Here is a 24,485-nt window from a genome sequence, read left to right on the forward strand (position 1 = left end):
GTCAGTCGAGGTATCGGGGTGCGGGCGGGCCGGGCGACGCGCCGAGCTCGGCGACCAGATGATCCTGATACAGCCGGGTCCAGGTGCCATCGGTGCGAATTCGCTCGAGCACGCCGTTGACGAAACGCACCATATCGGTGGCCTGCTTCGGCACGCCGACCGCGTAATCGTCGACGGCGATCGACCCACCCACGATGTGCAGATTCGGATCCTGCACCCGCAATCCCGCCAGGATGGGCATATCGGTGCTCAGGGCGTCGACCTGGCCCTGCTGCAACGCGGTCAGGCAGTCGAGCCAATTGTTCATCCCGATCACCGTGGGCCGGTCCTTCAGCGCGAATATCGCCTCGAGTGTGGTGGTTCCTTGCAGCGCGCAGATTCGCCGGCCTTTCAGATCGGCGGCGGATTCGATGCCGTTGCCATTGGTGGTGAGAATGCGCTGCTGGGTCGTGAAATAGATGGTGGAGAACTCGATCTCACGGCGGCGCTCACAGGTGGCGGAGAAAGTCTGCACCACCAGATCGACCTCGTTGTCGCGCAGCGCGGCCACCCGATTGGCGGTATCGATGGGGCGCAGTTCGACCCGATCGGGATCTCCGAACAGATCCTTCGCGATCTCTTTGGCGATGCCGATATCGAATCCGTCGAGCTGATTGGTGGCCGGGTTGCGGAATCCGAAAAGGAAGAGGTTCTGGTCGACGCCCACCCGCACTTTCCCGTTGGCCACGATCGCGGCCATGGTCGATCCGGCGGGCATGGCCCCGGACCGCGGCTGATTGACCGGACGCAGGCTCGCGGTGGGATTGCAGGTCTGCGGCTGGGGTTGCGGGGCGGTCGTGATCTCGGTGGCGCCCGGGGGCAGACCGCTGCCCGGGTCCACGACCATGATCGGTGCATCGGGCGCGTTGCCGCTGCAGGCCGCGGCGAGCGTGGCGGCAACGGCCAGCAGGGCCAGCCGAATTCGTGCGTGCCGACTGCTCACAGGAACTCCTTCAACCGTGGCCAGACCCCGAGCGCGACCGCGGCGGCCGCCCCGAACAGCAGGAGCAGGGCGCCCTGCGGAGCCAGCAACAACGCGTCGCCCGCCGCGTCCACCCCGTCGCGCACCCGCTCGCGGGTCTGCTCGAGATCGGAGCGCAGCGCCTCGTCGAGAGCGGCGAAACGCGCAGCCGCCGAATCGTCGCCCGCGCCGATGGATCGCTGCACCGCCGCGCCGTACTCGTTGCCCCGATAGGACACGATCTGGGCGCGATGGCTGTCCTGCCAGCTGGAGAACGCCTGCGCGGCGGGCGAATCGGCGCTCACCACCGAGAGCAGACTCTCGCGCAGGGCGGTGCTGATCTCGGTATAGCGGGCCTCGCTGGCGTCGACGTCACCCCGGGTGACCAGCAGCAGCGTCTCCTCGGTGCGGGCCTGCTGGGCGAGAATCCGTGTCTTGGCGAGGGTTTCGAAGCGTGCGGTGGCGCCGTGCTCGCCGCGGTCGACGGCGGTGGTGGCCGCGATCGTCGTTCCCGCGATCCAGAGCAGGGTCAGCACGGCCGCCCCCGCGGCGGCCAGGACGCCGAGATTCACCCGGCGATTGGTGTGCCGCAGCAGCTCTCGCGAACCCAGCGCGCAGCCGATCAGCAGCAGTACGAGCAGCACGACACCGATCAGCGGCGGACCGGAAATGACACGCTGCTGTTCGTGCAGCGCGGCGAGCCGGGTGCGCTCGAGTTCCTCGGCCTTGCTCAGCAGGGTGTCCTGCATGAGCGCGGACGCCTGGCGCAGGTAGGCCGAACCTACCGGCAAATTCTGGCGATTGTTGGCTCGCGCGGCTTCCACCAGCCCGGTGTAGGCGGGCAGGTCGACGGCGATTCGCGCCACGATCTCGCGGGTCTGCGCGTCCGAGGCGCCCGTGGTGGCCTCGGCCAGCGCGGCGGCGGCGTCGGCCAGCGCCTGCCGGTAGCGGGCGCGCACCTCGGTGGATTCGATTCCGCCGGACAGGAATGCGGCCGACGCGGCCGCGTCCGCCGCGGAGAGCGCGACATACAGGCGCTGGGCGGCATTCGCCAGCGGTTCGGTGTGCTGCAACACCGTGTCGCGGCGAGTTCGTTTGTCATCGAGCTCATTCGCGGACACCAGCCCGGACACCAGGCACACGATCACCAGACCCACCACGACCGCGCCCATGGCGCCCGGCGCGGTACGCGCGAAACGCCGCAGCCACCCCACCCCGTCGCGGATTGTCGCCGACAGACGACCTCTCACACCGTGCCCCCGTTCGACCGGCCCCTACTCCCCGTACGGCGATGGTACGGGAGGCATTCGGTTGTGTCGATCGCATTCCGGGCGGTTGGATTTCGCAGGTGGACTGCGCTATTTCGCATCGGTGCACGCCATTTCTCGCGATCGGGAATCCGCGATTTCACCGCCGGTGAACCGGCGGGAAACCTGACGGCACACTACGTCTCGCGGGCGCGGCGCGCGGGGTGAGAATTCGATTGCCGAGGCCGGCGGTGACTCGTATGGTTGGCCGCCGCGCGCATCGATCCGATGCCCGCGCGGAAAGCGGCGGTGGGAGTTTCGGTTTGGCGGTTCGTTTGGCCTGGGGTGTCGTCGCGGACAGAACACTGGGGGCCTGGTCGGCCGAGACCGGGGAACCGGTGGATCCGCGCGCACACGACCTGCGGGCCGGCGCGGCGGTCGTCCTCGGAGACCGCGACAGCGCACCCGAGCGGGTCGCCGCGGCCCGGAACACCCTGGCGCGGTGGATGGCCGCGGGCGGCCCGGTGATCGCCGGGGCCGGGATCGACCTCGGCGACGGCCTCGTCTCGGCCCGGCTGGCCGGGGCCACCGGCGATCGCCGGGACGCGGTGCTGGCCGCGCTGCGCGTCCTCGGTATCGAGGGCGCCGCCCGGCTGGGCGCACGGGCGAGCACCCTGGTCGCGCTGTTCGGGGTGAGCGCCACCAAGCCGGTCGGCGCCGCCGCCGAACAGGCGATTCGCGAACAGCGCTGGGCCGCGCTGACGCTCGCCTCGGCCGCGGCCGAACTCCTCGGGCCCGAACAGGTGGCCGAGGTGCTGGGCTGGCACGCGCCGGCGGGGACCGATCCGATTCCGGCCGGCGCCCCCTCGGCCCTGGCCGCGAATCTGGCGCCGGTGCTGAACCGCTACCCGCGGCAGCGCAGGCGGGCACTGCTCCGGGATCTGTGGGATCGGGTCGGCGCGCGGCAGGCGACGCTCGCGCTGGCCGAGAGCCGGATTCGCGCCCAGGACATGAGCCGGGCCGAGAGCCTGTACCGGCGCCGGCGGCAGTACGACGCCGAGCTGACGGTGGCCGAGCTGGGGATCGACCCGACCGATCCGCTGGCGCTGCTGACCGCGATTCGCCGCGTCCCCGTCTTCGCCGAGGTGTGGAAACCGGTGCTGGAGCGGCTGATTCAGGACGCCGTCGCCGCCACGGTCCTGGTGCGCCTCGCGGTGGCCGTGCACGAGCACGGCGTGGTCGCGGGCATCACCGCGTTGCGCCCGCAACTCGCGGCGGCGTCGGCCATGGTCGGCCGGCACGATGTCAAGTCCGCGCGGCGCGACGCGCCCGCGGAGTGCCCGCTGCCCGCCCGCCCCATCTGCCATGTGCGCGACATCGATTCCTGGTTGCGACAGCAGCAGCCGATGAACCGGGCGTTCGAGAAATTCGTGCGCGTGCGCACCGCGACCGCGCTCGCGTACGCCACCGTCGTCGAGCAGGCCTTCCAGCTCACGCTGCGCGAGATGACCGAGCTGCTGCCCGGCGCCCACTGGGATCCGCCGGCGCTGCGCGAGTGGCGCGCCGCCATCGGCTACGTCGGCACCCGCGCCCCGGCGACCTGGGACATGAATCCCTATGTGGCGCGCTTCGCCGAAACGCCGTTGGCGCGGCGGCTCGAACAGGACCCCGCAGCGCGCGAGCACGCCTCGGATCTGCTGTGGTACGGCGAACTCGCCGACGCCGTCGTGAGCCTGCGCGGTCACCGGGCCGCCGAGATCCGGACCGGCTACGGCTGTGTCCCGCACTTCGACCCGGACCCGGCCGCGGAACGGCCCGAGCCGCTGACCCCGCGGCTCGATTCGATCCCGCTCGCGGTCGCGGGCGCGGCGCAACTCGTCGCGCTGGGCGCGACCCCGCCCGCGCGCTGCCCCGACTGGGCGAGTCTGTGCGCGGGGCTGATGACCGGCGGTGCGGTCGCGGCGGCGCTCGGCGGTGAATTCGACGTTCCGGAAACGATTCTCGACCTCGACGGGCAGCGGCTGCCGGGCACCGATGCCCGCGTCCAGGTCGCGCGCGATACCGGGCGACTGGCCGAATGGTCGGACTACATGGGCAATTGTATTGCGGGATCACCCTATCGAGACATGGCGATGGCCGGGCGCAACGTGCTGCTCGCCCTGCGCGACGCGCAGGACATCATTCTGGTCAACGCCGAACTCCGGTCCACCGGGTACGGCTGGTGGATCAGCGAGATCAAAGGCAGGTTCAACGACGATCCGGACCCGGTGCTGAAGACCGCGCTGGAACGCCTCGTACGGGAGTTGCGCCGGGTGGAACCCGACACCGAACCGGAGACGCCGGACCCGGAATCGGTTGCGCGCCCGCGCCGCTCGGCCCCGAACGCGGTGCGCGAACTCGGCCCCGCGCTGCGCGCCGTGGTGTGCGAGCCGGTGCGAGACGTCGCTACCACCCGCGCGGTGTTCATCGCCCTCGCGGATGCGCCCGTCGCCGGGACGGGAGTGTCGATCGGCTCGAAAAAGGCTGCCGGACAGAACAATCTGCCGGCACCGGTCGAATACCGCCGACCGGTGTCCGCGGCGACGGACACGCGGCGCGGGACCGTGGCCCGCGCGCCCGCGGGGCGGCGGGAACCGGCGTTCGACGCCGAGGCGGCGGGCAAGGCGCTGACCGTCCTGCGCCGGGCGAGCGCCGAGCGGCTCGCCGGGCACATCCGAACGGCGCTGTCCGACGGACTTCTCACGCTGCCGCAGCTCTGGGCGGCGTCGGGCGCACGCCCGCTCACCCGCGCGGTCGAGCGACTCGATCCGGATCTGATCGCTCGTCACCCCCGGGTGCGCCGGCTCTCCGACGACACCGCGCTGCCGTCGAAGGCCCTGCGCCTGCTGGTCCGTGATCCCGACATCGGGACCGCCCGCTCGATCGAGCTGGTCGCGCTGCGCCTGCGCGCGGCGCTGCACGCCCTGGCCCGCGCGGACGATCCGGTCTTCGCCCGCGCGCTGCTCCGCGATCCGCGCGCCGAATTCCTGTGCCCGTTGATACTCGCGCTCACCACCACCCCGCCCGAGTGCCGGACCGTCGCGGTCGCCGCACTTGGAATGGTCACCGTGCCGGGCTTTCCCGCGACCACCCTCGACGATCCGGCGGGCCCCTGGCAGCGCGGCTGGCCGACGGCCGTCGCGCTGGGCGCGAGCGCCGACCTGTTCTGGGCGCACGTCGCCGACACCGGTCTGCGCGTCCCGGCATCCTGGTTGCCCGGCGGCGGCTGGAACGCCCTGTGGGGTCGCGCCGGTGTGCACCCGATCCCCTGGCCGCCATCCGCGCCCGACGATGTTCACGTCGGCACACTCGGCGCGGGATAGGCACCGCGCGCCCCGCGTCCGATCGCGGCACTGTCGGTAACCGATGGTTGACTGGCCGCATGCTGACCACCCTGGCTGTCGAGAACTATCGGTCACTGCGCAGGCTGGTCGTACCGCTGCGTCAGCTCAACGTGGTCACCGGAGCCAACGGCAGCGGCAAGTCGAGCATGTACCGGGTCCTGCGGTTGCTCGCGGAGTTCTCCCGCAACGGAGCCGTGGCCGGGCTGGCCCGCGAAGGCGGAATCGACTCCACCCTGTGGGCCGGACCGCGCCGGACCGCGCGCGGTGAACCCCTGGCCCTGCGGCTGGGCTACGCGGGCGACGATTTCGGATACGCCGCCGACCTGGGCGTGCCGGTGCCCGGTCAGTCGATGTTCGATCGAGATCCGGAGATCAAGGCCGAGGCGGTGTGGGCGGGTCCGGTACTGCGGCCCGCGACCCTGCTGGCCGAGCGCGGCGGACCGGTGCTGCGCCTGCGCGGCGCGGACGGCGACTGGGCCATGGTGCCGCACCCGCTGAAGTCCTTCGACAGCATGCTCTCGGAACTGGCCGATCCGCAGGCCGCCCCCGACCTGCTGGTCCTGCGCGAACGCATGCGATCGTGGCGCTTCTACGACCATCTGCGCACCGACGCCGACGCACCCGCGCGCACCCCGCGGATCGGCACCAGAACCATGGTCCTCGCGCACGACGGGGCCGACGTGGCCGCGGCCCTGCAGACGATCCGGGAGATCGGCGACGCCGAAGGCCTCGCGCGGGCCATCGACGACGCGTTCGAGGGCAGCGAGATCGAAATCCTCAGCCGGGACGGTCGTTTCGAGCTGCTGCTGCACCAGCCCGGTCTCGTCCGGCCGCTGACCACCGCCGAACTCTCCGACGGCACCCTGCGCTACCTGCTGCTCACCGCGGCCCTGCTCACGCCCCGCCCGCCCGAACTGCTGGTGCTCAACGAGCCGGAAACCAGTCTGCACCCCGAACTGCTCGGCCCGCTCGGCGCGCTCGTCGCCGCCGTGGCCCGCGACACCCAGGTGGTCGTGGTGAGCCATGCCCGCCCGCTCATCGCGGCCATCGCCGCGCACGCCCCGGACCTGCACACCATCGAGCTGGTCAAGCGGGACGGGGCGACCGTCGTGGACGGGCTGGGCACCCTCGACGAGCCGCCCTGGTACTGGCCGAAACGCTAGCCGGGCTTCGCCGCGTGCGCACAGGCCATATTCTGGCGGGGTGAGTGTGGAAGCTATCGGGTCGGCCGGACCCCTGCCGCGCGGGCGGCACGGGCTGAGCCGGGAAGAAGTCGTCACCTCGCAGTATCAGCGGCTGTGCGGCGCGGTGCTGGAGGCGGTGGGCGAACTGGGATACGCGGCGACCACCGTGGCCGACATCGTCAGCCGCGCGCAGGTGGCCCGGCGGACCTTCTACGCCGTCTTCGGCGGCAAGGACGAATGCTTCGCCGCCGCCTACGATCTCGCGGTCACCTCGGCGCTGGATCAGCTGCAGGCCACCGTCACCGGCATGGACGGCGTGCGCTGGGCCGACCGGGTGCGCTTCTCCTTCCAGATCTACCTGGGCATGCTCGCCGCCCAGCCGGGCGCGGCCCGGGCGCTGTACGTGGAAACCCTCGCCGCCGGACCGGGTTTGGTCGCCCAGCGCGCCCAGGTGCACGAGAAGTTCGCCGACTACATCCTGGCCGTGGCCCGGGTCGGGGTCCGCGACGGCGATCTCACCGGGGAGCCGGATCGGGAGATGATCGACATGCTGCTCGGCGGCATCGACGATCGGGTGCGGGCGTGCCTGCATCAACACGGCGCGGCGGCCCTGCCGGAGTTGACGGATCTGTTCACCCGCACCGCCATCGTCATCGCAGGCACCCCCGCCGCCTGATCCGGCTGTCCATCGCCACAACCGCCCGCCCGGCGCGGGAGGGCGGCATTGTCATCTGACACAGCGCCCGTGACAGCGCTCACGCCACCGCCTTACGTTCGCAAGCGAATTCGACGCCGATGTCGATTCATGCGATGCGGTGGGAGATGTCATGAGACGGACGAGCAGGACGCTGGGCTCGATTCTGTGCGCGGGGGCCACCGCGCTGGCGGTGCTGAGCGCCGGCGGCGTGGCGCGGGCCGATGTCGGGACCGGCAGTGGGTCTGGGAGCGGTTCCGGGAGCGGGACGGGATCCGCGACGGCCAGTGTCGCCTCCGACGCGGTGGGGGAGGGACCGGAGGTGTCGGCGTACCTGGCCGCCTTCGGATACGGGCTGCTGCATCCCGACGCGGCCCCGCCCGGGGCGAACCGGTGGGACTGCCGCCCGAGCGCGGAACACCCGCGGCCGGTGGTGCTGCTGCACGGTACCTGGATGAACGCCTACGACAGTTTCGCCTACCTCTCGCCCCGGATCGCGCGGGCCGGATACTGCGTGTTCGCCTTCAATTACGGGCGCGAGAACCTGCTGAACGGCGGCGGCGTCGGGACGGTGCTGCCGGGCAGGCACGGGGTCGGGCCGATGGAGGACTCCGCCCGCCAGTTCGGGACGTTCGTGGACCGGGTGCTCGCGGCGACCGGGGCGGGCGCGGTCGATGTCGTGGCGCATTCGCAGGGCGGTCCGGTGGCCTCCCAGTATCTGAAATTCGAAGGGGGAGAGGGAAAGGTAGGTAAGTTCATCTCCTTCGGCGCGACCAATCACGGCACCTCGCTGATGGGCATCGCGGCGCTGGGGCGGGCCATCAACAACCTCGGGCTGGACATCCTGGGCTTCTATCAGCCGCTGCTCGGGCAGTCGAACATCCAGCAGGTGGTGGGCTCGTCCTTCTACTCCCGGCTCAACGCCGCTGGTGACACCGTTCCCGGGGTCGAGTACACCGTGGTCGGCACCCGGCACGACGAGGTTTCCAACCCGTACGAGTGGACCTTCCTGCAGGCCGGGCCGGGGGCCACGGTTCAGAACATCACCCTGCAGGAGGGGTGCGACCAGGATCTCTCCGATCACCTGACCATGCTGTACTCGCCGCGTGCGGCGTCGATCGCCTTGCGCGCCTTGGGATCCGGTACTTCGCCGGAACTGGCGTGCGCGTTCAATCCCTGGCTGATCGGCGGCGGCGGACAGCTCTGACCGCGACCGCGACCTTGCGCCGGGCGCCCGCCCGGCGCCGAGCGCCCTGCCCGAGAGGAACACCATGACCATCGGCGACTCGCTGGAAGAACCCCTGCTCCGGAACGACGCCGAACCGGAGTGGGGCAGACCGCTGCTACCCGACGCCGATCCGTTCCACCTCGCGCCCGAGGGGCTGGGCGCGTTCGCGCCCGGCACCGTATTGCGCACGCGCGCTGTGCGATTGGGGCTGCTCGGACTGGTGCCCCAGCGCGTTCGGGCCTGGCAACTGCTGTACCGCACCACCGACCTGCGCGGCGCGCCCGAGGCCGCGGTGACCACGGTGCTGCTGCCCGAAGGACCCGATCCGGGTGACCGCCCGCTGCTCTCGTTCCAGTGCGCGATCGACGCGGTCGCGCCGATGTGCTTCCCCTCCTACGCGTTACGGCATCGCGCCCGCGCGGCGGGCTCGATACCGCAGATCGAACTGCCGCTCATCATCGGTGCGCTGGAACGCGGCTGGGTGGTCTCGGTACCCGATCACGAGGGCGCCGGCGGGCATTTCGGGGCCGCGCGCGAACCCGGCCACCGCGCACTGGACGCCGCCCGCGCGGCCCTGCGCTTCGCGCCGCTGGGGCTCTCGGCCGCCACCCGCATCGGACTCTGGGGGTACTCCGGCGGTGGGCTGGCCACCGCGTGGGCGGCCGAACTCGCCGCCGAGTACGCGCCCGAACTCGACATCGTGGGCGCGGTCGCCGGATCTCCGGTCGGGGATCCGGCGGCGGCGTTCATGCGGTTGAACGGGTCACCCTTCGCCGGCTTCGCCATGGTCTTCACCGCCGCGCTGCGCCGCGCCTATCCGCAATTGGATCCGGTGCTGCGCGAACATCTTTCGGCGGCATACCTGGCGCTGCTGCAGCGCGCCGAGACCACCGCCACCTTCCCGCTGCTCGCCCGGTTCGCCGGGCGCGACGCCGAACGTCATTCCGGGGCTGGGCTGGCCGCCATGTTCGCGCATCCGCACCTGCGCGCGGTACTCGACGAGATCCGGCCGGGCGCCCAGGCGCCCGCGATGCCGTTGCTGGTGGTGCAGGGTGTCAACGACGAGGTCATCGCGGTCGCCGATATCGACGCGCACGTGCGGCGCTATCTCGACCACGGCGCGGACGTGCGCTACATCCGCGATCGGCTGAGTATGCATCTGCCCCTGCAGTTCCTGGCCGCGCCGCTCATGACCGACTGGCTGGCGGACCGCTTCGCCCAGCGCTCGCCGGACCCCGCGGGGGTGCGCACGGTGTGGTCGGTGGCGTCGAGCCGGTCGGCTCTCGCGGGACATCTGGCCTTCGCCGGGACGCTGGCGCGGATGGCAGCGGGTCGCCCACCGCGGACCCGGGCCGATCGTAGGAGCGTGCCACCAGCGCCGAGCGCAGATACCACAGTCCCGAGGATTGGGCGGGGTCGAAACCGGTGAGCTGTCCGATGCGCTTGAGCCGGTAGTCCACCGTATTGGCGTGCACACCCAGGACCCGTGCGGTGCGTTTGCGATTGAGATCGTTGGCGATGTGCCGGCGCAGGGTGTCGAGCAGTTCGGGGTGCTCGTCGAGCGGATCCAGGAGCGCGCCGAGGTATTCGCGTCCGGGGCCGGGCCGGGTCAGCTGGTACTCCATGGCCAGGTCGTCGAAGTTGTAGAGCCCCGGCGCGCAGCCCAGCCGGTGCACCAGATCCAGCAGTTCGTGTCCCTGGTCCGCGGCCTGCGGGATGGTCGCGGTCGCGGTGTGCAGCGCGATGGCGGTGATCGGCACCTGCGCGGCGGCGGCCAGGGCGGCCACCAGGGGGTCGAGATCGGCTGTGGCGACGACGGATTGGGGCAGGAGCACGGTGCCCCCGTCGGTGCCGAGCAGGGCCAGCGCCCGCCCGCCGCACCGATCCGCGAGTTCGGACTGCAGGCGGCGCAGTTTGCGCCGCGCCACCACCTGGGGGTCGATGGCCGGATCCGATTCCCCGCTGTGCGACGGAATGCTCAGTGCCAGCACGTGATACGCCTCGTCGATCTCGACCCCGCCGGCGCGCGCCATCGTCGCGGCCGAATGTCCGGCCAGTAGCGCCGAAGTGACGGTGTGCACGGCGGAGTGGTGCTCGGCCACCACCGCGCGGTGCTCGCGCACGTACGCGACCGCGAACGCGGTGCCGACCATGGCCTGCACCTCCATGAGCCGCCGGGCCGTCTCGGCGATCCGCTCGTAGTGCTCGGGGCCGGCCGCGTCCAGGATGAGATCGAACCCGAGTGCGAAACCGTCGTGTACCGCACGGTGAATGGTGCCGATCGGGATGCCCTCGCGCGCCCAGTCCGCGCCGGCGCGGCGCAGACGCTCGAGCTTGGTGCTGACGTCGCGGCCCTCGAGAACGGCGGCCGCGAGCTCGAGGCAGGTCCTGGTCACCGCGGTGACGTCGCCGCGCAGGGCGTCGCCCGGCAGCGTGCCGCAGGGCGCGACGTGCTCGGCGAAATGGGTGACCAGCGTGCGGGACAGCGCACGGGCATCGTGCAGCGGAGTCGAAATGGCGGTCACGGCGGTCCGATCCGATACGGCGGTGGTCGGTCTCGTCATCTACAGCTCCACACTTCGATCGGGGATTGCCGGCGTTCAGGGAACGCTAGCGTTCCTACTGGTGCGTAACTGTAACGGCGGTCACCTCGGACGGCAAGGGAAAGCCCCCTCCCGATGACCGGAAGGGGGCCGCGCACACGAGATTCGGGTCAGGCCACGACCTCGACCACATCACCGGTCTGCAGGTAGCGGAAGAACTCCTTCGCCCCGTCCGGCGTCATACGAATACAGCCGTGCGACTGCTTGTCCACCGGACCGATGTGGAAAGCGATATCGCCATTGAAGAAGATGGCGTATTCCATCGGCGCGTGATGCATCGTGCTCCAATGGAACGGCCGTTTGAACGCCACGTTGAAAACGCCCGGCGGAGTTTCGAAACCGGGCATTCCATGCGAAATGGGCGTGGGACCGAAAACAACCTCGCCCTTGTCCATCAGCCAGGCCTCGTTCGTGCTCAGCCGCAAGCACGCCCGGGCCTTCTCCGAACACGGCGCGGTGACCGGCACGGTGGGCACGATCGCGGGCACGCCCGGGACCTCCGGGCCACCGGGCCACAGCGGCTCGGCCTGCGCGGGAGCCGCCACCAGACCGGCCGACGCGACACCGGCGAGGACGGCCGAACGGGCCGCCAGGCCGAGGGAACGCTTGATCGTCATCGAGTCATCTGACCTCTCTAGCCTTGCCCGCCACCCGGTTCGAGAACTGCCGATCGGGGCGGCGGGACATCACATGGGCACAAGCATTGGGACCACCTGGCGGTACCACGGGAATATTCTGCGGGCTCCATTCGGAAATTCGCGGGATGAACCCGCGCCGGGTGTGCCGACACGCGGGGAGAATCGCGGAGGAAAATTCAGCGCACCGGCGGTGGCGTGCGGTCCTCCGGGTCACCCCAGGTCGGCATTTGCGCGCCGTTGTCCGGAATACTCGGCCGGGGCGCGTTGCCGGAGCCGCGAATCTGCTGTTCCGGCGGCGGATTGACGCAGTAGTTCCACCGCGCGAAGGTGCCGTCGGTCGCCTGCTGCAGCGGCGTCGTCCTGCTGGTGTAGTCGCACCACGGCCGCGGCCAGGCGTCCAGGATCGTGTGGAACTCGTTGTCGTGCGCCGGAACTCCCATGGCGGAGGTGCCGACCACCAGCCCCGGGAACAGCGCCCGCAGCGCGGGCGTGCGCAGCAGCGCGCTCTTGACGATGGCGCTCAGGGTCTGGGCCAGCTGTTCGATGGGCTGCTCGTTGCGGGTCAGCGTGGCCTCGGCGATGGCCAGCTGGCCGGGCGCGTCGGTGAGAAACCGGTTCAGTTCGCCGTTGGCGGCGTTGGCCTGATCGACCAGGATGCGCGAATTGCGGGTCAGGGTCCCCAGATCCGGCTGCGCGTGCGAGGAGGTATCGGCGATCACACGCAGGTTCTCGATGAGGCTGGTCGTCTGCGGCAGCAGGTTGTCCAGGCCGGTGGTGGCCAGGCTGACACCCTCGATGAGGTGGCGCAGCTGCTCGGGCCCGCCACTGAGCGCGGTGTCGAGTTCGTTCAGGATGACCGTCAGTTTGTCCGGGTCGACCTGTGCCAGCAGGGCGCTGGTGTTGTCCAGCGCCGACCAGATGGGCACCGGGGTGGTGATGCGCTCGGGATCGAATCGGATCACCGTGCCGTCGGACAGGTACGGCGCGACGTCGGTGTTCGGCCGGAAGTCCAGGTACTGCTCGCCCGCCCCGGACAGCGCGCCGACGTGGACGGCGGTGTCGGCCGGAATGTCGTATCGCCGGTAGATCTCCGCGACCGCGGCCACCTCCGCCCCGTTCTCGACGAGTTCGATCTTCCGGATCTTGCCGACGCGGTACCCGCGCCAGGTCACGTCGTTGCCCGCCTGCAGTCCGCCGGAGCGATCCAAATGCACTGTGACGGAGTAGGTATCGCCCGGCGGCCGCACCCGGGCCACGCCGAAGGCGAGATACGACCCGCCGGCCAGCAGCACCGCCACCAGCGCGACGTTGGACAGCAAGGTCTTGTGCTCACGCAATATGCCCACGGGCCCGCCTTCATCGCCGATCACGGACAACAGGTTCGGTGCACAGCAAACTCTTGGCGAAACTGCGGGCAATCCTAAATCACACGGGTGTCATCCGGCGCGAGAACGCGGTCACAACGGGGGCGGCGGCGCGCGGCGCGGGCACCCGCGGGCGGCGCGAGAACGGCATGACACGCGTACGTACCCCTCGCACATACGCGGACATGACCGGATGGACGCCGGTGCCGGGGATCTGCCCATCACCACGCGTGGCGTCCGGACACCAGCCTGTCAGGCGCCGATCAATAAGGAATAAACGTTCTCTATTGTGTGATCGGCAGCGCGGCCGCGGGATTGAACAGCGTGGTCAAGGTGGGTGGCGGCAGACCCGCGCGGTCGAAGACGGCGGCGGCTTCACGAGCGTCCCGATCCGCCTCGCAGGTCGCCCCGCGCGCGTCGAGGGCGGCGGCGCGCAGCACCAGCGCGCGGGCGCGGTCCAGCGGATCGGCCGCGATGGCCAGGCGATCCAGGGCGGTGGCCGCCTCGGTCTCGGCCGCGCACACGCGCCCGGCGCGAAGCTGGATCTGGGCCAGCCGGGTGCGTGCCCAGCCCTCCCACAGGCGTACGCCGTTGCACTGGGCCATGCGCACGGCCTGCTCGCCGAGCTCGAGCGCGCGCTCGTGGTCCCCGCGCAGCGAATAGGTGGCGGCCAATTCGTGTGTGGCCCAGCAGAGTGCGAGATCGTTCGCCGATTCGCGGGCGAGCGCGAGGGCGTGGCCGGCGACGGTGATCGTCTCCTCGTACCGGCCCGATTCGCACAGCGTGCGCAGCGACAGCGCCAGGATCCACGCCTCCATGGAACGGTCGCCGAGCATCCGGGTCAGAGCCAGGGCCTCGTGGAAGCGCCGGTGCGAGTCCTCGGTGTCGCCCAGCCTGCGGTCGGCGATGCCGAGCAGCAGTTCGGTGAGCACCTGCAGGCGACGGCCCGCGTCGTCGGTGGGCGGGGGAATGTCGCGCAGATACCGCCTGCTCGCCTCGACCTCGCCGAGCCCGACCTGCAGCAGTGCGCCGAGCGAAACCCGCAGGCGGCGTACCGATCCGTGGCACTCGTCACGAATCGCGGTGTGCAGCAGGGCCTTCAGCGCCTCGGCGAGTTCGCGGGCCCGGGTGCCCGCGTCGATGGTCTCGGCGGTGATCCACGCCAGGTCGGCCGCCACCGCGACCACCGGGCCGCCCAGGCGCGCGGCCTGGCGCAGCAGCGCGATGACCACCGGACGCTCGATGTCGTTCCAGGACTGGCCGTCCGAGCCGTTGGTGAACCGATGACCGGGCGCGACGGTGGGCACGAGCAGGCCCGAGATGTTGCTGTAGTCGATCGCGGCGAGCAGATTCTTGGCGCTGGCCAGATAGTGGTCGAGCAGACCCGCGAGCACCGTCTCCTCGTCCGCGCCGGACTGACCGCGCGCGAACAGACGCAGCAGATCGTGATAGCGGTAGCGGCCGGGCGCGGTGGTCTCCAGCAGGCTCAGATCGACCAGCGATTCGCAGACGTACTCGGCGCGGGTGACGCTCACCCCGAGCACCGCGGCGGCGCCCGCCACCGGGAAGTCGGGAACGTCGGCCCGGGCCAGCGCGCGAAAAGCCCCGGCCTGCTCGGGATTCAGGTGGGCGTAGCCGAGCCGGAAGGCCGCCTCCACGGTGAGGTCGCCGGTCCGCAGCACGTCCAGGCGCTGGCTCTCGTCGGCCAGGCGGGCGGCCAGATCGGCGATGGTCCACCGCGGCCGCACGGCCAGTCGCGCCCCGACGATGCGCACCGCCAGCGGCAGGCATGCGCACTGCTCGATGACCGCGCGGGCCGCGTCCGGTTCCGCACGCACCCGTTCCGCGCCGAGGATCCGGGTGAGCAGGGTCAGCGCCTCGGCGGGCTCGAGCACGTCCAGGCGGGTGCGCCGGACCGCGGGCAGTTCGGTGAGGGTGGAGCGGCTGGTGATGAGCACCGCGGTCCCCGGAGTGCCCGGTAGCAGGTGCCGGACCTGGGCACTGTCCCGGGCGTTGTCCAGGACGAGCAGAATTCGCTTGTCGGACAGCATGGTTCGCAATTGCGCCGCCCGGTCCTCGACCCCGGAGGGAATCGCGCCCTCAGCGCCGCCGAGCGCGCGCAGGAATCCGCCGAGGGCATCGCCCGGGGCGGTGGGCTCGTCGTCGACACCGCGCAGATTCACATACAGCTGGCCGTCCGGGAACCGATCGCGCACCCGATGCGCCACGTGCAGGGCGAGCGTGGTCTTGCCGACCCCGCCCATCCCGCCGACCGCGGAGATGACCACGGCGCTGCGGTCGCCGACCAACTGCGCGGCGAGTTCGGCGGTGAGCCGGGAGCGGCCGGTGAAGTCGGCGATATCGGGCGGCAACTGCGCGGGGGAGCGCACGGGCGCCGGACGCGTCACCGGCGGCAGTTCGGCGCGCAGGATGTGCGCGTGCACCGCGCTCAGTTCCGGGCCGGGCTCCACGCCGATACCCTCCACCAGCGCCTGGCGCGCGCGGGCGTACTCCTCGAGCGCCTCGGCCTGGCGTTCGCAGTGGTAGAGCGCGGTCATCAGCAGGGCGCGAAAGCGTTCGCGCAGCGGGAATTGCTCGATGAGCGGGCCCAATTCGGCGACCGCGTCCGCGCTGTACCCGGTCGCGATGTCCAGGGCGAGGCGATCCTCGATGATGGTGAGCCGCCACTGTTCGAGCCGGGCGCGCTGGCGTTCGGCGAAGGGGCCGGGCAGCCCGCTCAGGGCGGGGCCGCGCCAGTGCGCGAGCGCGGCGACCAGGGTGTCGCGGGCGGCGACGGGGTCCTCGTCGCGCAGCCGGGCGGCCCGGGCGAGCAGGGCCTCGACCGCGTCGATGTCGGTGCTGCCGGGGGACAGCCGCAGGGTGTAGCCGTCGCCGACAGAGACCAGCAGCGCCGCGGGGCCGCGCGCGGCCCGGCCGGGTTCGAGTTCGCGCCGCAGTTTGGCCACGTGGGTGCGCAGGGCGGGGACCGCGCGCGGCACCGGATCCTCACCCCAGATGCCCTCGACCAGATCCGCGGCCGTGACGGCCCTGCCCGCGCGCAACAGCAGCGCCGCGAGCACGGCACGCCGCTGCGGCGGACCGAGATCCAGGGGCGTGTCCGCGAGCCACGCGCGAACTTCGCCCAGTATCGAGAACTTCAGCAAACCGACCTCCCCGTTCGAGAGTGTAGAGGTGCGGAAATTCCGTTGATTCGTCGACTATTCCCCATTGATCGGGGCCTCCCATCATGGAATATCGGTCCGATCGTGGGTCGCACAGGTGCTTCGGGGGAGGGCGAGTGTCACGGTGTCACAGCTTCGGTCGCGATCCGCGGTTCGGTGAATTCCGGCCCGCGGCATCACCCCGGCCGGGCCCCGCGCCGCGCGGCGTCACCCGGCTCACCGCCGCCGCGGATGCCGCCATCCTGCCCGCACCCGCCCTGCTGTCCGAGCCACTGGCCGCCTTCGGCGAGTTGACCGGAGACTGGGACGTGCGACGGCGGGCCGTGGCCGCCGGGCTGATCTTCGCCACCGAACCGGCCGGCCTCGGACGGCTCGCCGTGGACTTCGGTGTCACCCGCGAACGGATCCACCGCCTGCAGATCCACCTCGAACACCGGATGCGGCACTGGCTGTACACCGACGAGTCCGCCGGCCGGCCGTTCCTGGGTCATCTGCTCGCCCTCGAACAGCGCTTCGAGGCCGTCGCCACCGTGAACGAACTGCGCCGCTGCCATCCCGGGCACGATCGGCCGAGCCCGGACCTGCGGGTGCCGCTGTGGCAGGTGATCGCGACGCTGCTGCCGCATCGGCGCTGGGTGCGCGACTGGCTCGTCGCCGGTGACCTCGAGGATCTCGGGGACCGCACCCGGGCCGCGTGGCGGGCATGCCGCCGCGCGGGACTGACCTGGCCCGAGACCCTGGAACTGCTGCGTGAGATGGGGATCCGGCCCGAGATCGCGCCGCGCTGGCTCGAATTCGTGGGCCGAGCCCGCTAGGCCCGGCGGGCTCGATTGGTCGTTCGTTGGTCGGCGCCTGGTGTGAGCCCGGACCCTGGGGGAACAGCACCGCCGGACGGCGATGCCCTGACAACGGGAGGGTTCCATGTGGATTCGGACCGCCACCGTCGCCGGTATCGCGGCGATCGCACTGAGCCTGTCGGCCTGCGAGGACGGCACGACCACCGTGCCGGTGACCACGGGTCCCGGGACATCGGCCACGACGTCGGCCGCGGCCACCACGACCGTGACCACGCGCCCGGGCACCGGCAAGCTCACGGCCGCGAGCGTCCGGGTGAACGGGACCGAGGGCCGGGTGAGCTACGACGTGCGGGTTCCGCAGGTGGAACCCGGAACCGGCGCGGCGGCAACGGAATTCAACGCGAGCATGCGTGAGCTGCTGGAGGGCTTCGTGTCCGGTCATCAGGTATCCGACGAGGATCCTCCGGTCAGCATCACCGACCCGAACGGGCGCAGCGTGGTGGAGCACATCGGCGCCGGAGCGGTGAGCGGGCTGCTGTGGGTGAGCTTCGACGGCGGCGGCGCGCATCCGTGGTCCATGCTGGCGAGCCATGTCACCGATCGCGAGACCGGGGAAGCGATCGGGCTGGGTGATCTGTTCACCGACAGCCGGGCCGGACTCGACGTGCTCGCGGCGCAGGCCGCCGAGCTGGGCCCACGGACCCGGGCGGGGGACGATTTCGATTCCCGCGGCGCGAGCGCGAGTTCGGAGAACTTCGAGGTCTGGACCGCTACCCCGGAGGGCATGCGCGTCTACTTCCAGCAGGGCTCGGTGGGCCCCTCGGCGATGGGGGTCGTGGACATCACGATTCCCTGGTCCGAGCTGAGCGCGGTGCTCGCCCCGGGCATGCTCGAGGTGCTCTCGAGCTGACCCCGCTCCCGATGCCGGGCCGTGCGTGAGCGAAATTCGCTGGCGCACGGCCCCGTTCATGGGGCACCCTGCTACCCATGTTCGCGCACACCATCGCAAGCCTGCCCGCAGCCGCGGGTGCGATGGTCGCTGCCCTGGTGATCTCCGCACTCGACGGCGCACGACGCTGACCTTTCCCGGGACGTCCCGGACCTCAGACGGGGAAGGTCGGCCCGTCGCTGAGGTCCTTGCGCTCCCGAGCGTGACGGCAAGACCACCCTGACCGCCGCCATCACCAAGGTCCTCGCCGAGCAGGGCGGGGGCGCCTACGTGCCGTTCGACCGCATCGACCGGGCTCCGGAGGAGATCGAGCGCGGCATCACCATCAACATCTCGCACGTCGAATACGAAACGGCCACCCGGCATTACGCGCACGTGGACATGCCCGGGCACGCCGACTTCGTGAAGAACATGATCACCGGAGCGGCCCAGCTGGACGGGGCGATCCTGGTGGTGTCGGCGCTGGACGGCATCATGCCGCAGACCGCCGAGCACGTGCTGCTGGCCCGGCAGGTCGGGGTCGAGCACATCGTGGTCGCCCTCAACAAGGCCGACGCCGGCGACGGTGAGCTGCTCGAGCTGGTCGAGCTCGAGGTGCGGGAACTGCTGTCCGCGCAGGGGTACGACGGCGACGGGGTGCCGGTGGTACCGGTGTCGGGCCTGCGCGCGCTGGACGGGGACCCGCACTGGTCGGCCGCGCTGCTGCGGTTGCTCGAGGCGGTGGACGAGTACATACCGCTGCCCGTGCGCTACACCGACGCGCCGTTCCTCATGCCGGTGGAGAACGTGCTCACCATCACCGGTCGCGGCACCGTCGTGACCGGCGCGGTCGAGCGCGGGCGGGTGCGCATGGGTGACCGCGTCGCGGTGCTCGGCTACGGCGACAGCCTCGAATCCATCGTGACCGGGGTCGAAACCTTCGGCCGCACCATGGAATCGGCGGAGGCGGGCGACAACGTCGCGCTGCTGCTGCGCGGGGTCCAGCGTGGTCAGGTCCAGCGCGGTCAGGTGGTCGCGGCCGTGGGCAGCGTCGCGGTACACACCACCTTCACCGCGCGGGTGCACCTGCTCACCGCCGCCCAGGGCGGGCGGCGTACGCCGATCGTGACCGGCTACCGGCCGCAGTTCTACCTGCGCACCGGTGACGTGGTCGGCGACGTGGTGCTCCCGGCGGGCCGGGCGGTACCCGGCGACACCGTCGAGGTGACGGTGACCCTGGGCCGCCCGGTTCCGCTCGAGCCGGGCCTCGGTTTCGCCGTCCGCGAGGGCAGCCGGACCGTTGCCGCCGGAACGGTGCTGACCGTCGACGGTTGACCCGCCGAGGCAGGGCCGACTGCCCGCCGCCTCGCCCCGGGTTCACCCCGGTGCGAGGCGGTCGGCCGCTCGCGGCTCGGCGGGGTTCGCGACCGCGACCGGTCGTCCACCGGGCGGTTCCGGTGGCAACTCGACCGGGTTGCGGCGTGGTCCGCACGGCAGCTCCCGAAATGCCGCCCGGCCCTGCGTTTCTGCCGCCGTTCGGCGCTGCCCTGCGGGTAGCATCTTGCCGCTGACCAGTTGGTTCACGGTTATCGGCGGACAGAGGGGGAGGGGACTCGGGGCATGGCGCGTGCTGTGGTGATCGCCGCGGGCGGCGGGGGCGACGCGATATCCGCCGGGGTGGCCGGGCGCAGGCTCGGGGTGGATATCGCGGCGGTACTGAGCTATTCGTGGGATCGGCTCATGCTCGACCCCGCGCCCGGGCCACGCGGCCGGGCGGATTTCGTCGGCGGGGTCGACGTGGCGCCCGGGGTGTTCGAGATCCTCGGGGGTTCGCGCCTGCGCAGCGGGGCCCGGCCGACCCTGCCCGCCGTGGCCGCCGTGGTGCGCGAGCGTGTCCTGCTGCTGGATCCGGTGGGTGGCGCGGCCGGGGTGAGTGCCCAGATCGCCGCGGCGGCAAAGGAATTCGACGCAGACCAGGTAGTGGTGGTGGATGTCGGCGGCGACATCCTGGCCACCGGCGGGGAGCGGGGGCTGCGGACGCCGCTCGCGGACTCGCTGGCGCTGGCGGCGAGCGTGCGCTCCGGGCTGCCGGTGCGGCTGGTGGTCGCCGGGATGGGACTGGACGGGGAACTCGGCGGCAGGGAACTGGCCGGCCGGCTGGCCGCGCTCGGCGGGGTCGCGGTGTTCACCTTCGAGGCAGCCGATTTCGACCCCGTCCGCGAGTTGTTCGTCTGGCATCCCTCGGAGGCGAACGGGCTGCTGGCCGCCGCGGCCGGGGGGATCCGCGGGCGGGTCGAGACCCGGCGCGGCGACGGCACGGTGGTGCTGACCGACGCGGCGACCATCGCCTACGAGTTCGACGCCGACCGGGTGCTGGCCGCGACCCTGGCCGCGCAGCTGATCGGCACCGCGGATCTGGCCGCGGTGGAGAAGGTCATCCGTATCCATCGCGGCAGTTCCGAGATCGACTACGAACGTCAGCGCCTGGCCGAAGTATCAACCAGCGCCGCCTATTACGCGCACGACGACGCGCTGCGCACCGTCGACCAGTACACGGATCGGGCGGCCCGCGCCGGAGTCGATTTCCTGACCCTGCGCCGGGTGGCCGAACTCGCCTACGCCATGGATCCGGTCAGCGGGGCGCGGTTGCGTTCGCTGCTGGCCGGCGCGCGGCCTGAGCGCTATCTGCCGCCGCTCTATCGCACCCGACAGCTCGGACCGCTGTCGAATTCCGTTCAGGGCGAGCGTGATTCGACGAGATCCGCCAGGGCCTCCGGTGGCCCGGCGACCGAGCGCATACCCGGGAAGGCGTTGATGTCGATGATCAGCGGCGCCCCGTTCACCTCCAGCACGTCCACCCCGTAGACCTCCAGGTCGAAGACCGCGCCGACGCCGCGCGCCAACTCGGCCCAGGGGTGCGTATCCGGCCGCGGAATGTCGGCCCGGCCCGCGCCGGAGTCGAATTCGGAGGGGCGCAGGGCGGCGAAGACCCGATCGCCGACCACCCACAGCTTGTGATCCCAGCCGGAGCCGGGCACGAAATCCTGGATCACCACCGGCTCGTCGGCCCAGCGGGGCAGCAACGCGCGCAGTTCCTCCGGTGTGCGCACCCGGGTCACCAGATCGCCGCGGCGACTGTGCCTGCTCTTGATGACCAGGGGCGTGTCGAGATGGCCGTCGAAACGCGACAGCGCGGACAGCGCGACGGTGCCCGCGAACGGCAGGTGCGCCTGATCCGCGCGCAGCGCCATATGCGTACGGTCCTGGCAGAATTCGGTGGCCGCCGCGGAGTTGAGCACGGTGACCCCGCGCAGTTCGAGGGTGCGGGCCAGCGCGATCGCCGCGGGCGTGCGGGCCTTGAGCAGATAGACATCGGCCGGGTCGGCGGGCGGGAGCGCGGTCGGCGGCAGGTGGTCCACGCCGTGCCCGCGCGCCCGGAGCAACGCGGCGGTGGCCGACAGCAGCGGGTGCTCGGGCGTGGCGGTGATCAGGCCGACTCTCATGCGTGCGTGCCCACCGCCAGCGGTTCGACCGGGTCGGGCGTGGTGATCAGGCGCAGGCGCGACCCGGCGCGCGAGAGGTCGATGATCGCGCGGGCCACCCCGGCGACCGCGTCGGGCACCTCGCGGAAACTGGGAAAGTCGTTGATATCCACCACCATCGGGCCGTCCGGCCCGTACACGATGTCCAGCCCGTACAGGTCCAGGCCGAACACCTCCCCGACCCGGATCGCGATGGAGGTGACCTCGGCGTCCAGGGCGACCGGCCGATCGGGCAGCCCGGGGGACCCGGCCAGCGGTGAGGTGCGCTCGGTGCCGTACATCCGGCCGTTGACGCAGTACACCTTCAGGTCCACCCCGGAATTCGGGACGTAGGGCTGGGCGATGAGCATGCCCTCGTCCGGGCCGAGTTCGGTGAGCTGCTCGGGCCGCTCGATCAGGCGGACGCCGCGACCGGAACTGCCGTCGGCCGGTTTGACCACCAAAGGGTAATGGGCCGTGGGTATCCGGGCGAGATCCAGCGGCCGGGCAGCCGCCCAGGCGCGCGGTACCGGCAACCCGGTGCGGGCCGCGAGCGCGGCCGCGTGCACCTTGTCGCGGACGCCGCGAATGGAGCGGGCGTCGTTCACCGTCGTCTGCCCGGCGGCCGCGGCGGCCTCGAGCAGGCCGAGGCCGGGTCCGCCGGACACGGTCTTGAGCACCCAGGCGTCGTGATCGCCGCGGTCGAGCAGATCGTCGAGTTCGAGCAGCTCACCGCCGGGGCGAATGACGTCCACCCGGTGGCCCCACGCTTGCAACTGCCGAATCACGCTGCGCGGCATTCCGTCCCGGCGGTACTGCTCTTCCACCAGAAAACAAAAGCTCATTCGAGCCGCCATCTCGCTCCCACAGTTAAGCTGTGCCCGCCCCGGGCGGTCCAGAATGATCGCCGATTGTTCACCAAGATCATCGGGTCTGCAACCGCGAGCGCAACACTTCTGCCGCAACGGATCTCGGTGATCTCCCCCTCCGCCATCGTACGTGTGGCCGCGATTGTCTGGCGGAGCAGCGGCGACGCCCCCGAGGATGGAGGACATGGAACGCGGGCACTATGACGACGATCACCTGGCCTTCGCCGAACTGGCGCGCGGATTCGTGCGCAAACAGCTCGCGCCGCACTACCTCGCCTGGGAGGACGCGGGCATCGTGCCGCGCGAAATCTTCGCGCGCGCGGGCGAACTCGGGCTGCTCGGGTTCGCGGCGCCGCTCGAATACGGCGGCCTCGGCACGAACGACTTCCGGTTCAACCAGATCCTCATCGAGGAGTTCATGGCGGGCGATTGCGCGGGGGTCGGCCTCAATGTCGCGCTGCACAACGACATCTGCACGCCCTACCTGGCCGGACTCACCACACCCGAGCAGCGCGAACGCTGGCTGCCCGGCTTCGTCGCGGGCACGCTCATCGGCGCCATCGCCATGACCGAGCCCGCGGCGGGATCCGATGTGGCGGGCATTCGCACCGCCGCCGCCGATCGGGGTGACCACTTTCTGGTGAACGGCGCCAAGACCTTCATCACCAACGGCATCAACGGCGATCTGGTCATCACCGCGGTGCGCACCTCGCCCGACCGGCATCGCGGGCTCACGCTGCTGGTGCTCGAACGCGGCATGGCGGGTTTCGACCGCGGCCGCAATCTCGACAAACTCGGTCTGCGCTCCCAGGACACGGCCGAGCTGCACTTCACCGATGTGGTTGTGCCCAAGGCGAATATGCTCGGCGAGGCCGGGCGCGGCTTCGAATACCTCATGCGCAACCTGCCCCAGGAACGCATGCAGATCGCCGTCGCCTGCCTGGCCCGGGCCCGCACCTGCCTGCGCCTGACCATCGACTACGTCGGCGGCCGTACGGCTTTCGGGCAGCCGATCGGCGGGTTCCAGAACACGAAGTTCACCCTCGCCGATGTGGCGACCGAGGTCGCGGTCGCCGAGGCGTTCATCGACAAGTGCGTGCTCGAACTCAATGCCGGGCGGCTCACCCCCGCCGACGCCGCCAAGGCGAAACTGTGGGCCTCGGAAATGGAGTTCCGCTGTATCGATCGCTGCCAGCAGCTGTTCGGCGGCAACGGCTACATGCGCGAGTACCCGATCGCGCGCGCGGCCGCCGACGCCCGGGTCACCCGGGTGTACGGCGGCACGTCGGAGATCATGCGCGAAATCATCGGGCGCGACCTCGAACTCACCTAGCGGCGGACCGGCTCACCGGCCTCCGCCTTCGGCGCGGCGGGCGCGTCGGCGACGCGTGGCCAGGTCCAGGCCGAGCGCAGGATGAAGGCCAGGAGCAGCACCTCGATTCCGATGGAGACGCCGTAGAAGTAGGCGTAGGACCACGGCTCGCCCGCCGCGTTGTACACCGTGACGGGGATATAGAGCACCGCGACGACGAGATTGAGGGTGCGGGCGGCCCGGGCGGGCAGCGTCACCGAGAGCAGGATCATGAGGGCCGGGATCGCCATGAGCGTCAGCGACAGGGCGACAAAGGTTGGGCCGGTGTCGAACTCGTGGACGGTGCCGGCCAGGATGTCGTCGACGAAGCCGGGCTTGTACAGGGCGAGATAGTCGACGTAGATGTAGAGGAACATGAGGCTCGTCCACGCCGCGGCGAGGGCGGCCCGCACGGGCAGGCGCAGCTCCTGGGGCGGTGGATTCCCGGTGTCTGGTCGGCGTGTACTCATCGCGATGCTCCTCGGCTCGATCGGGT

The 24,485-nt window shown here is 71.2% G+C and carries 16 protein-coding genes and 3 pseudogenes; 10 read left to right on the forward strand and 9 right to left on the reverse strand.

The features are described from left to right. Window position 1 precedes the first annotated feature (1 nt). Entirely contained in the window at window positions 2-982 is a 981-nt protein-coding gene (locus tag ACWIGI_RS01065; protein WP_454200284.1) for a glutamate ABC transporter substrate-binding protein, read from the reverse strand. Beyond that, entirely contained in the window at window positions 979-2,250 is a 1,272-nt protein-coding gene (locus ACWIGI_RS01070) for a hypothetical protein (RefSeq protein WP_454200285.1), read from the reverse strand. The genes ACWIGI_RS01065 and ACWIGI_RS01070 overlap by 4 nt, the downstream gene beginning before the upstream one ends. 320 nt (window positions 2,251-2,570) lie before the next feature. Here ACWIGI_RS01070 and ACWIGI_RS01075 point away from each other — a divergent pair, with 320 nt between their 5' ends. From ACWIGI_RS01075 to ACWIGI_RS01095, 5 genes and pseudogenes are all read left to right on the forward strand, one after another. Beyond that, window positions 2,571-5,609 (forward strand): hypothetical protein, encoded by a 3,039-nt coding sequence (locus tag ACWIGI_RS01075; protein ID WP_454200286.1) that lies wholly within the window; start codon window positions 2,571-2,573, stop codon window positions 5,607-5,609. A gap of 59 nt (window positions 5,610-5,668) precedes the next feature. Further along, the gene (locus ACWIGI_RS01080) at window positions 5,669-6,793 is read left to right on the forward strand and encodes an AAA family ATPase (RefSeq protein ID WP_454200287.1); all 1,125 of its coding nucleotides are present in this window, start codon (window positions 5,669-5,671) and stop codon (window positions 6,791-6,793) included. 40 nt (window positions 6,794-6,833) lie between these two features. Next, window positions 6,834-7,490, forward strand: a complete 657-nt coding sequence (locus ACWIGI_RS01085) for a TetR/AcrR family transcriptional regulator (RefSeq protein WP_454200288.1) — start codon at window positions 6,834-6,836, stop codon at window positions 7,488-7,490. Between the two features lie 151 nt (window positions 7,491-7,641). After that, window positions 7,642-8,715 (forward strand): esterase/lipase family protein, encoded by a 1,074-nt coding sequence (locus ACWIGI_RS01090; protein WP_454200289.1) that lies wholly within the window; start codon window positions 7,642-7,644, stop codon window positions 8,713-8,715. A gap of 400 nt (window positions 8,716-9,115) precedes the next feature. After that, window positions 9,116-9,901, forward strand: a pseudogene (locus ACWIGI_RS01095) (lipase family protein); the annotation flags it as partial. A 22-nt stretch (window positions 9,902-9,923) separates the two neighbouring features. Here ACWIGI_RS01095 and ACWIGI_RS01100 read toward each other — a convergent pair. The 4 genes from ACWIGI_RS01100 to ACWIGI_RS01115 form a co-directional block, all read right to left on the reverse strand. Beyond that, window positions 9,924-11,300 (reverse strand): PucR family transcriptional regulator, encoded by a 1,377-nt coding sequence (locus ACWIGI_RS01100; RefSeq protein ID WP_454200290.1) that lies wholly within the window; start codon window positions 11,298-11,300, stop codon window positions 9,924-9,926. Between the two features lie 149 nt (window positions 11,301-11,449). Next, entirely contained in the window at window positions 11,450-11,956 is a 507-nt protein-coding gene (locus tag ACWIGI_RS01105; protein WP_454200291.1) for a L,D-transpeptidase, read from the reverse strand. Between the two features lie 197 nt (window positions 11,957-12,153). Next, on the reverse strand, window positions 12,154-13,323 hold the full coding sequence (locus ACWIGI_RS01110; protein ID WP_454200292.1) for an MlaD family protein: 1,170 nt from the start codon (window positions 13,321-13,323) through the stop codon (window positions 12,154-12,156). 302 nt (window positions 13,324-13,625) lie between these two features. Then, the gene (locus ACWIGI_RS01115) at window positions 13,626-16,505 is read right to left on the reverse strand and encodes a BTAD domain-containing putative transcriptional regulator (protein ID WP_454200293.1); all 2,880 of its coding nucleotides are present in this window, start codon (window positions 16,503-16,505) and stop codon (window positions 13,626-13,628) included. 134 nt (window positions 16,506-16,639) lie between these two features. Between ACWIGI_RS01115 and ACWIGI_RS01120 the strand changes: the two genes are divergently transcribed. From ACWIGI_RS01120 to ACWIGI_RS01135, 4 genes and pseudogenes are all read left to right on the forward strand, one after another. Next, window positions 16,640-17,338 carry a hypothetical protein gene (locus ACWIGI_RS01120; RefSeq protein ID WP_454200294.1) on the forward strand — a complete coding sequence of 233 codons (699 nt, stop codon included), beginning with the start codon at window positions 16,640-16,642 and terminating at the stop codon, window positions 17,336-17,338. 106 nt (window positions 17,339-17,444) lie between these two features. Beyond that, window positions 17,445-18,230 (forward strand): RsiV family protein, encoded by a 786-nt coding sequence (locus ACWIGI_RS01125; RefSeq protein ID WP_454200295.1) that lies wholly within the window; start codon window positions 17,445-17,447, stop codon window positions 18,228-18,230. 246 nt (window positions 18,231-18,476) lie between these two features. After that, a pseudogene (locus tag ACWIGI_RS01130) lies at window positions 18,477-19,583 on the forward strand (elongation factor Tu); the annotation flags it as partial. Window positions 19,584-19,868: 285 nt separating this feature from the next. Beyond that, window positions 19,869-20,717: pseudogene (locus ACWIGI_RS01135) on the forward strand (DUF1152 domain-containing protein); the annotation flags it as partial. Between the two features lie 266 nt (window positions 20,718-20,983). Here the strand turns inward: ACWIGI_RS01135 and ACWIGI_RS01140 are convergent. Together ACWIGI_RS01140 and ACWIGI_RS01145 are read right to left on the reverse strand one after the other, a co-directional pair. Then, window positions 20,984-21,751 carry an ATP-grasp domain-containing protein gene (locus ACWIGI_RS01140; RefSeq protein ID WP_454200296.1) on the reverse strand — a complete coding sequence of 256 codons (768 nt, stop codon included), beginning with the start codon at window positions 21,749-21,751 and terminating at the stop codon, window positions 20,984-20,986. Then, window positions 21,748-22,614, reverse strand: a complete 867-nt coding sequence (locus ACWIGI_RS01145) for an ATP-grasp domain-containing protein (protein ID WP_454200297.1) — start codon at window positions 22,612-22,614, stop codon at window positions 21,748-21,750. Before ACWIGI_RS01145 ends, ACWIGI_RS01140 begins: the two co-directional genes overlap by 4 nt. Window positions 22,615-22,822: 208 nt before the next feature. Here ACWIGI_RS01145 and ACWIGI_RS01150 point away from each other — a divergent pair, with 208 nt between their 5' ends. Then, window positions 22,823-23,971, forward strand: a complete 1,149-nt coding sequence (locus tag ACWIGI_RS01150; RefSeq protein ID WP_454200298.1) for an acyl-CoA dehydrogenase family protein — start codon at window positions 22,823-22,825, stop codon at window positions 23,969-23,971. On the opposite strand, the gene ACWIGI_RS01155 is transcribed toward ACWIGI_RS01150, so the two are convergent. Further along, entirely contained in the window at window positions 23,968-24,459 is a 492-nt protein-coding gene (locus ACWIGI_RS01155; protein ID WP_454200299.1) for a DUF6326 family protein, read from the reverse strand. The two genes, ACWIGI_RS01150 and ACWIGI_RS01155, sit on opposite strands and share 4 nt — an antisense overlap. Window positions 24,460-24,485: the final 26 nt, after the last annotated feature.

The sequence above is a fragment of the Nocardia sp. NPDC055321 genome (genome assembly GCF_053645575.1).

Coding starts and splice junctions, on each gene's coding strand:
- ACWIGI_RS01150 (WP_454200298.1), top strand. CDS start 22,823: ATGGAACGCGGGCACTATGACGACGATCACCTGGCCTTCGCCGAACTG.
- ACWIGI_RS01090 (WP_454200289.1), top strand. CDS start 7,642: ATGAGACGGACGAGCAGGACGCTGGGCTCGATTCTGTGCGCGGGGGCC.
- ACWIGI_RS01155 (WP_454200299.1), bottom strand. CDS start 24,459: ATGAGTACACGCCGACCAGACACCGGGAATCCACCGCCCCAGGAGCTG.
- ACWIGI_RS01140 (WP_454200296.1), bottom strand. CDS start 21,751: ATGAGAGTCGGCCTGATCACCGCCACGCCCGAGCACCCGCTGCTGTCG.
- ACWIGI_RS01125 (WP_454200295.1), top strand. CDS start 17,445: ATGTGGATTCGGACCGCCACCGTCGCCGGTATCGCGGCGATCGCACTG.
- ACWIGI_RS01105 (WP_454200291.1), bottom strand. CDS start 11,956: ATGACGATCAAGCGTTCCCTCGGCCTGGCGGCCCGTTCGGCCGTCCTC.
- ACWIGI_RS01080 (WP_454200287.1), top strand. CDS start 5,669: ATGCTGACCACCCTGGCTGTCGAGAACTATCGGTCACTGCGCAGGCTG.
- ACWIGI_RS01145 (WP_454200297.1), bottom strand. CDS start 22,614: ATGAGCTTTTGTTTTCTGGTGGAAGAGCAGTACCGCCGGGACGGAATG.
- ACWIGI_RS01100 (WP_454200290.1), bottom strand. CDS start 11,300: ATGACGAGACCGACCACCGCCGTATCGGATCGGACCGCCGTGACCGCC.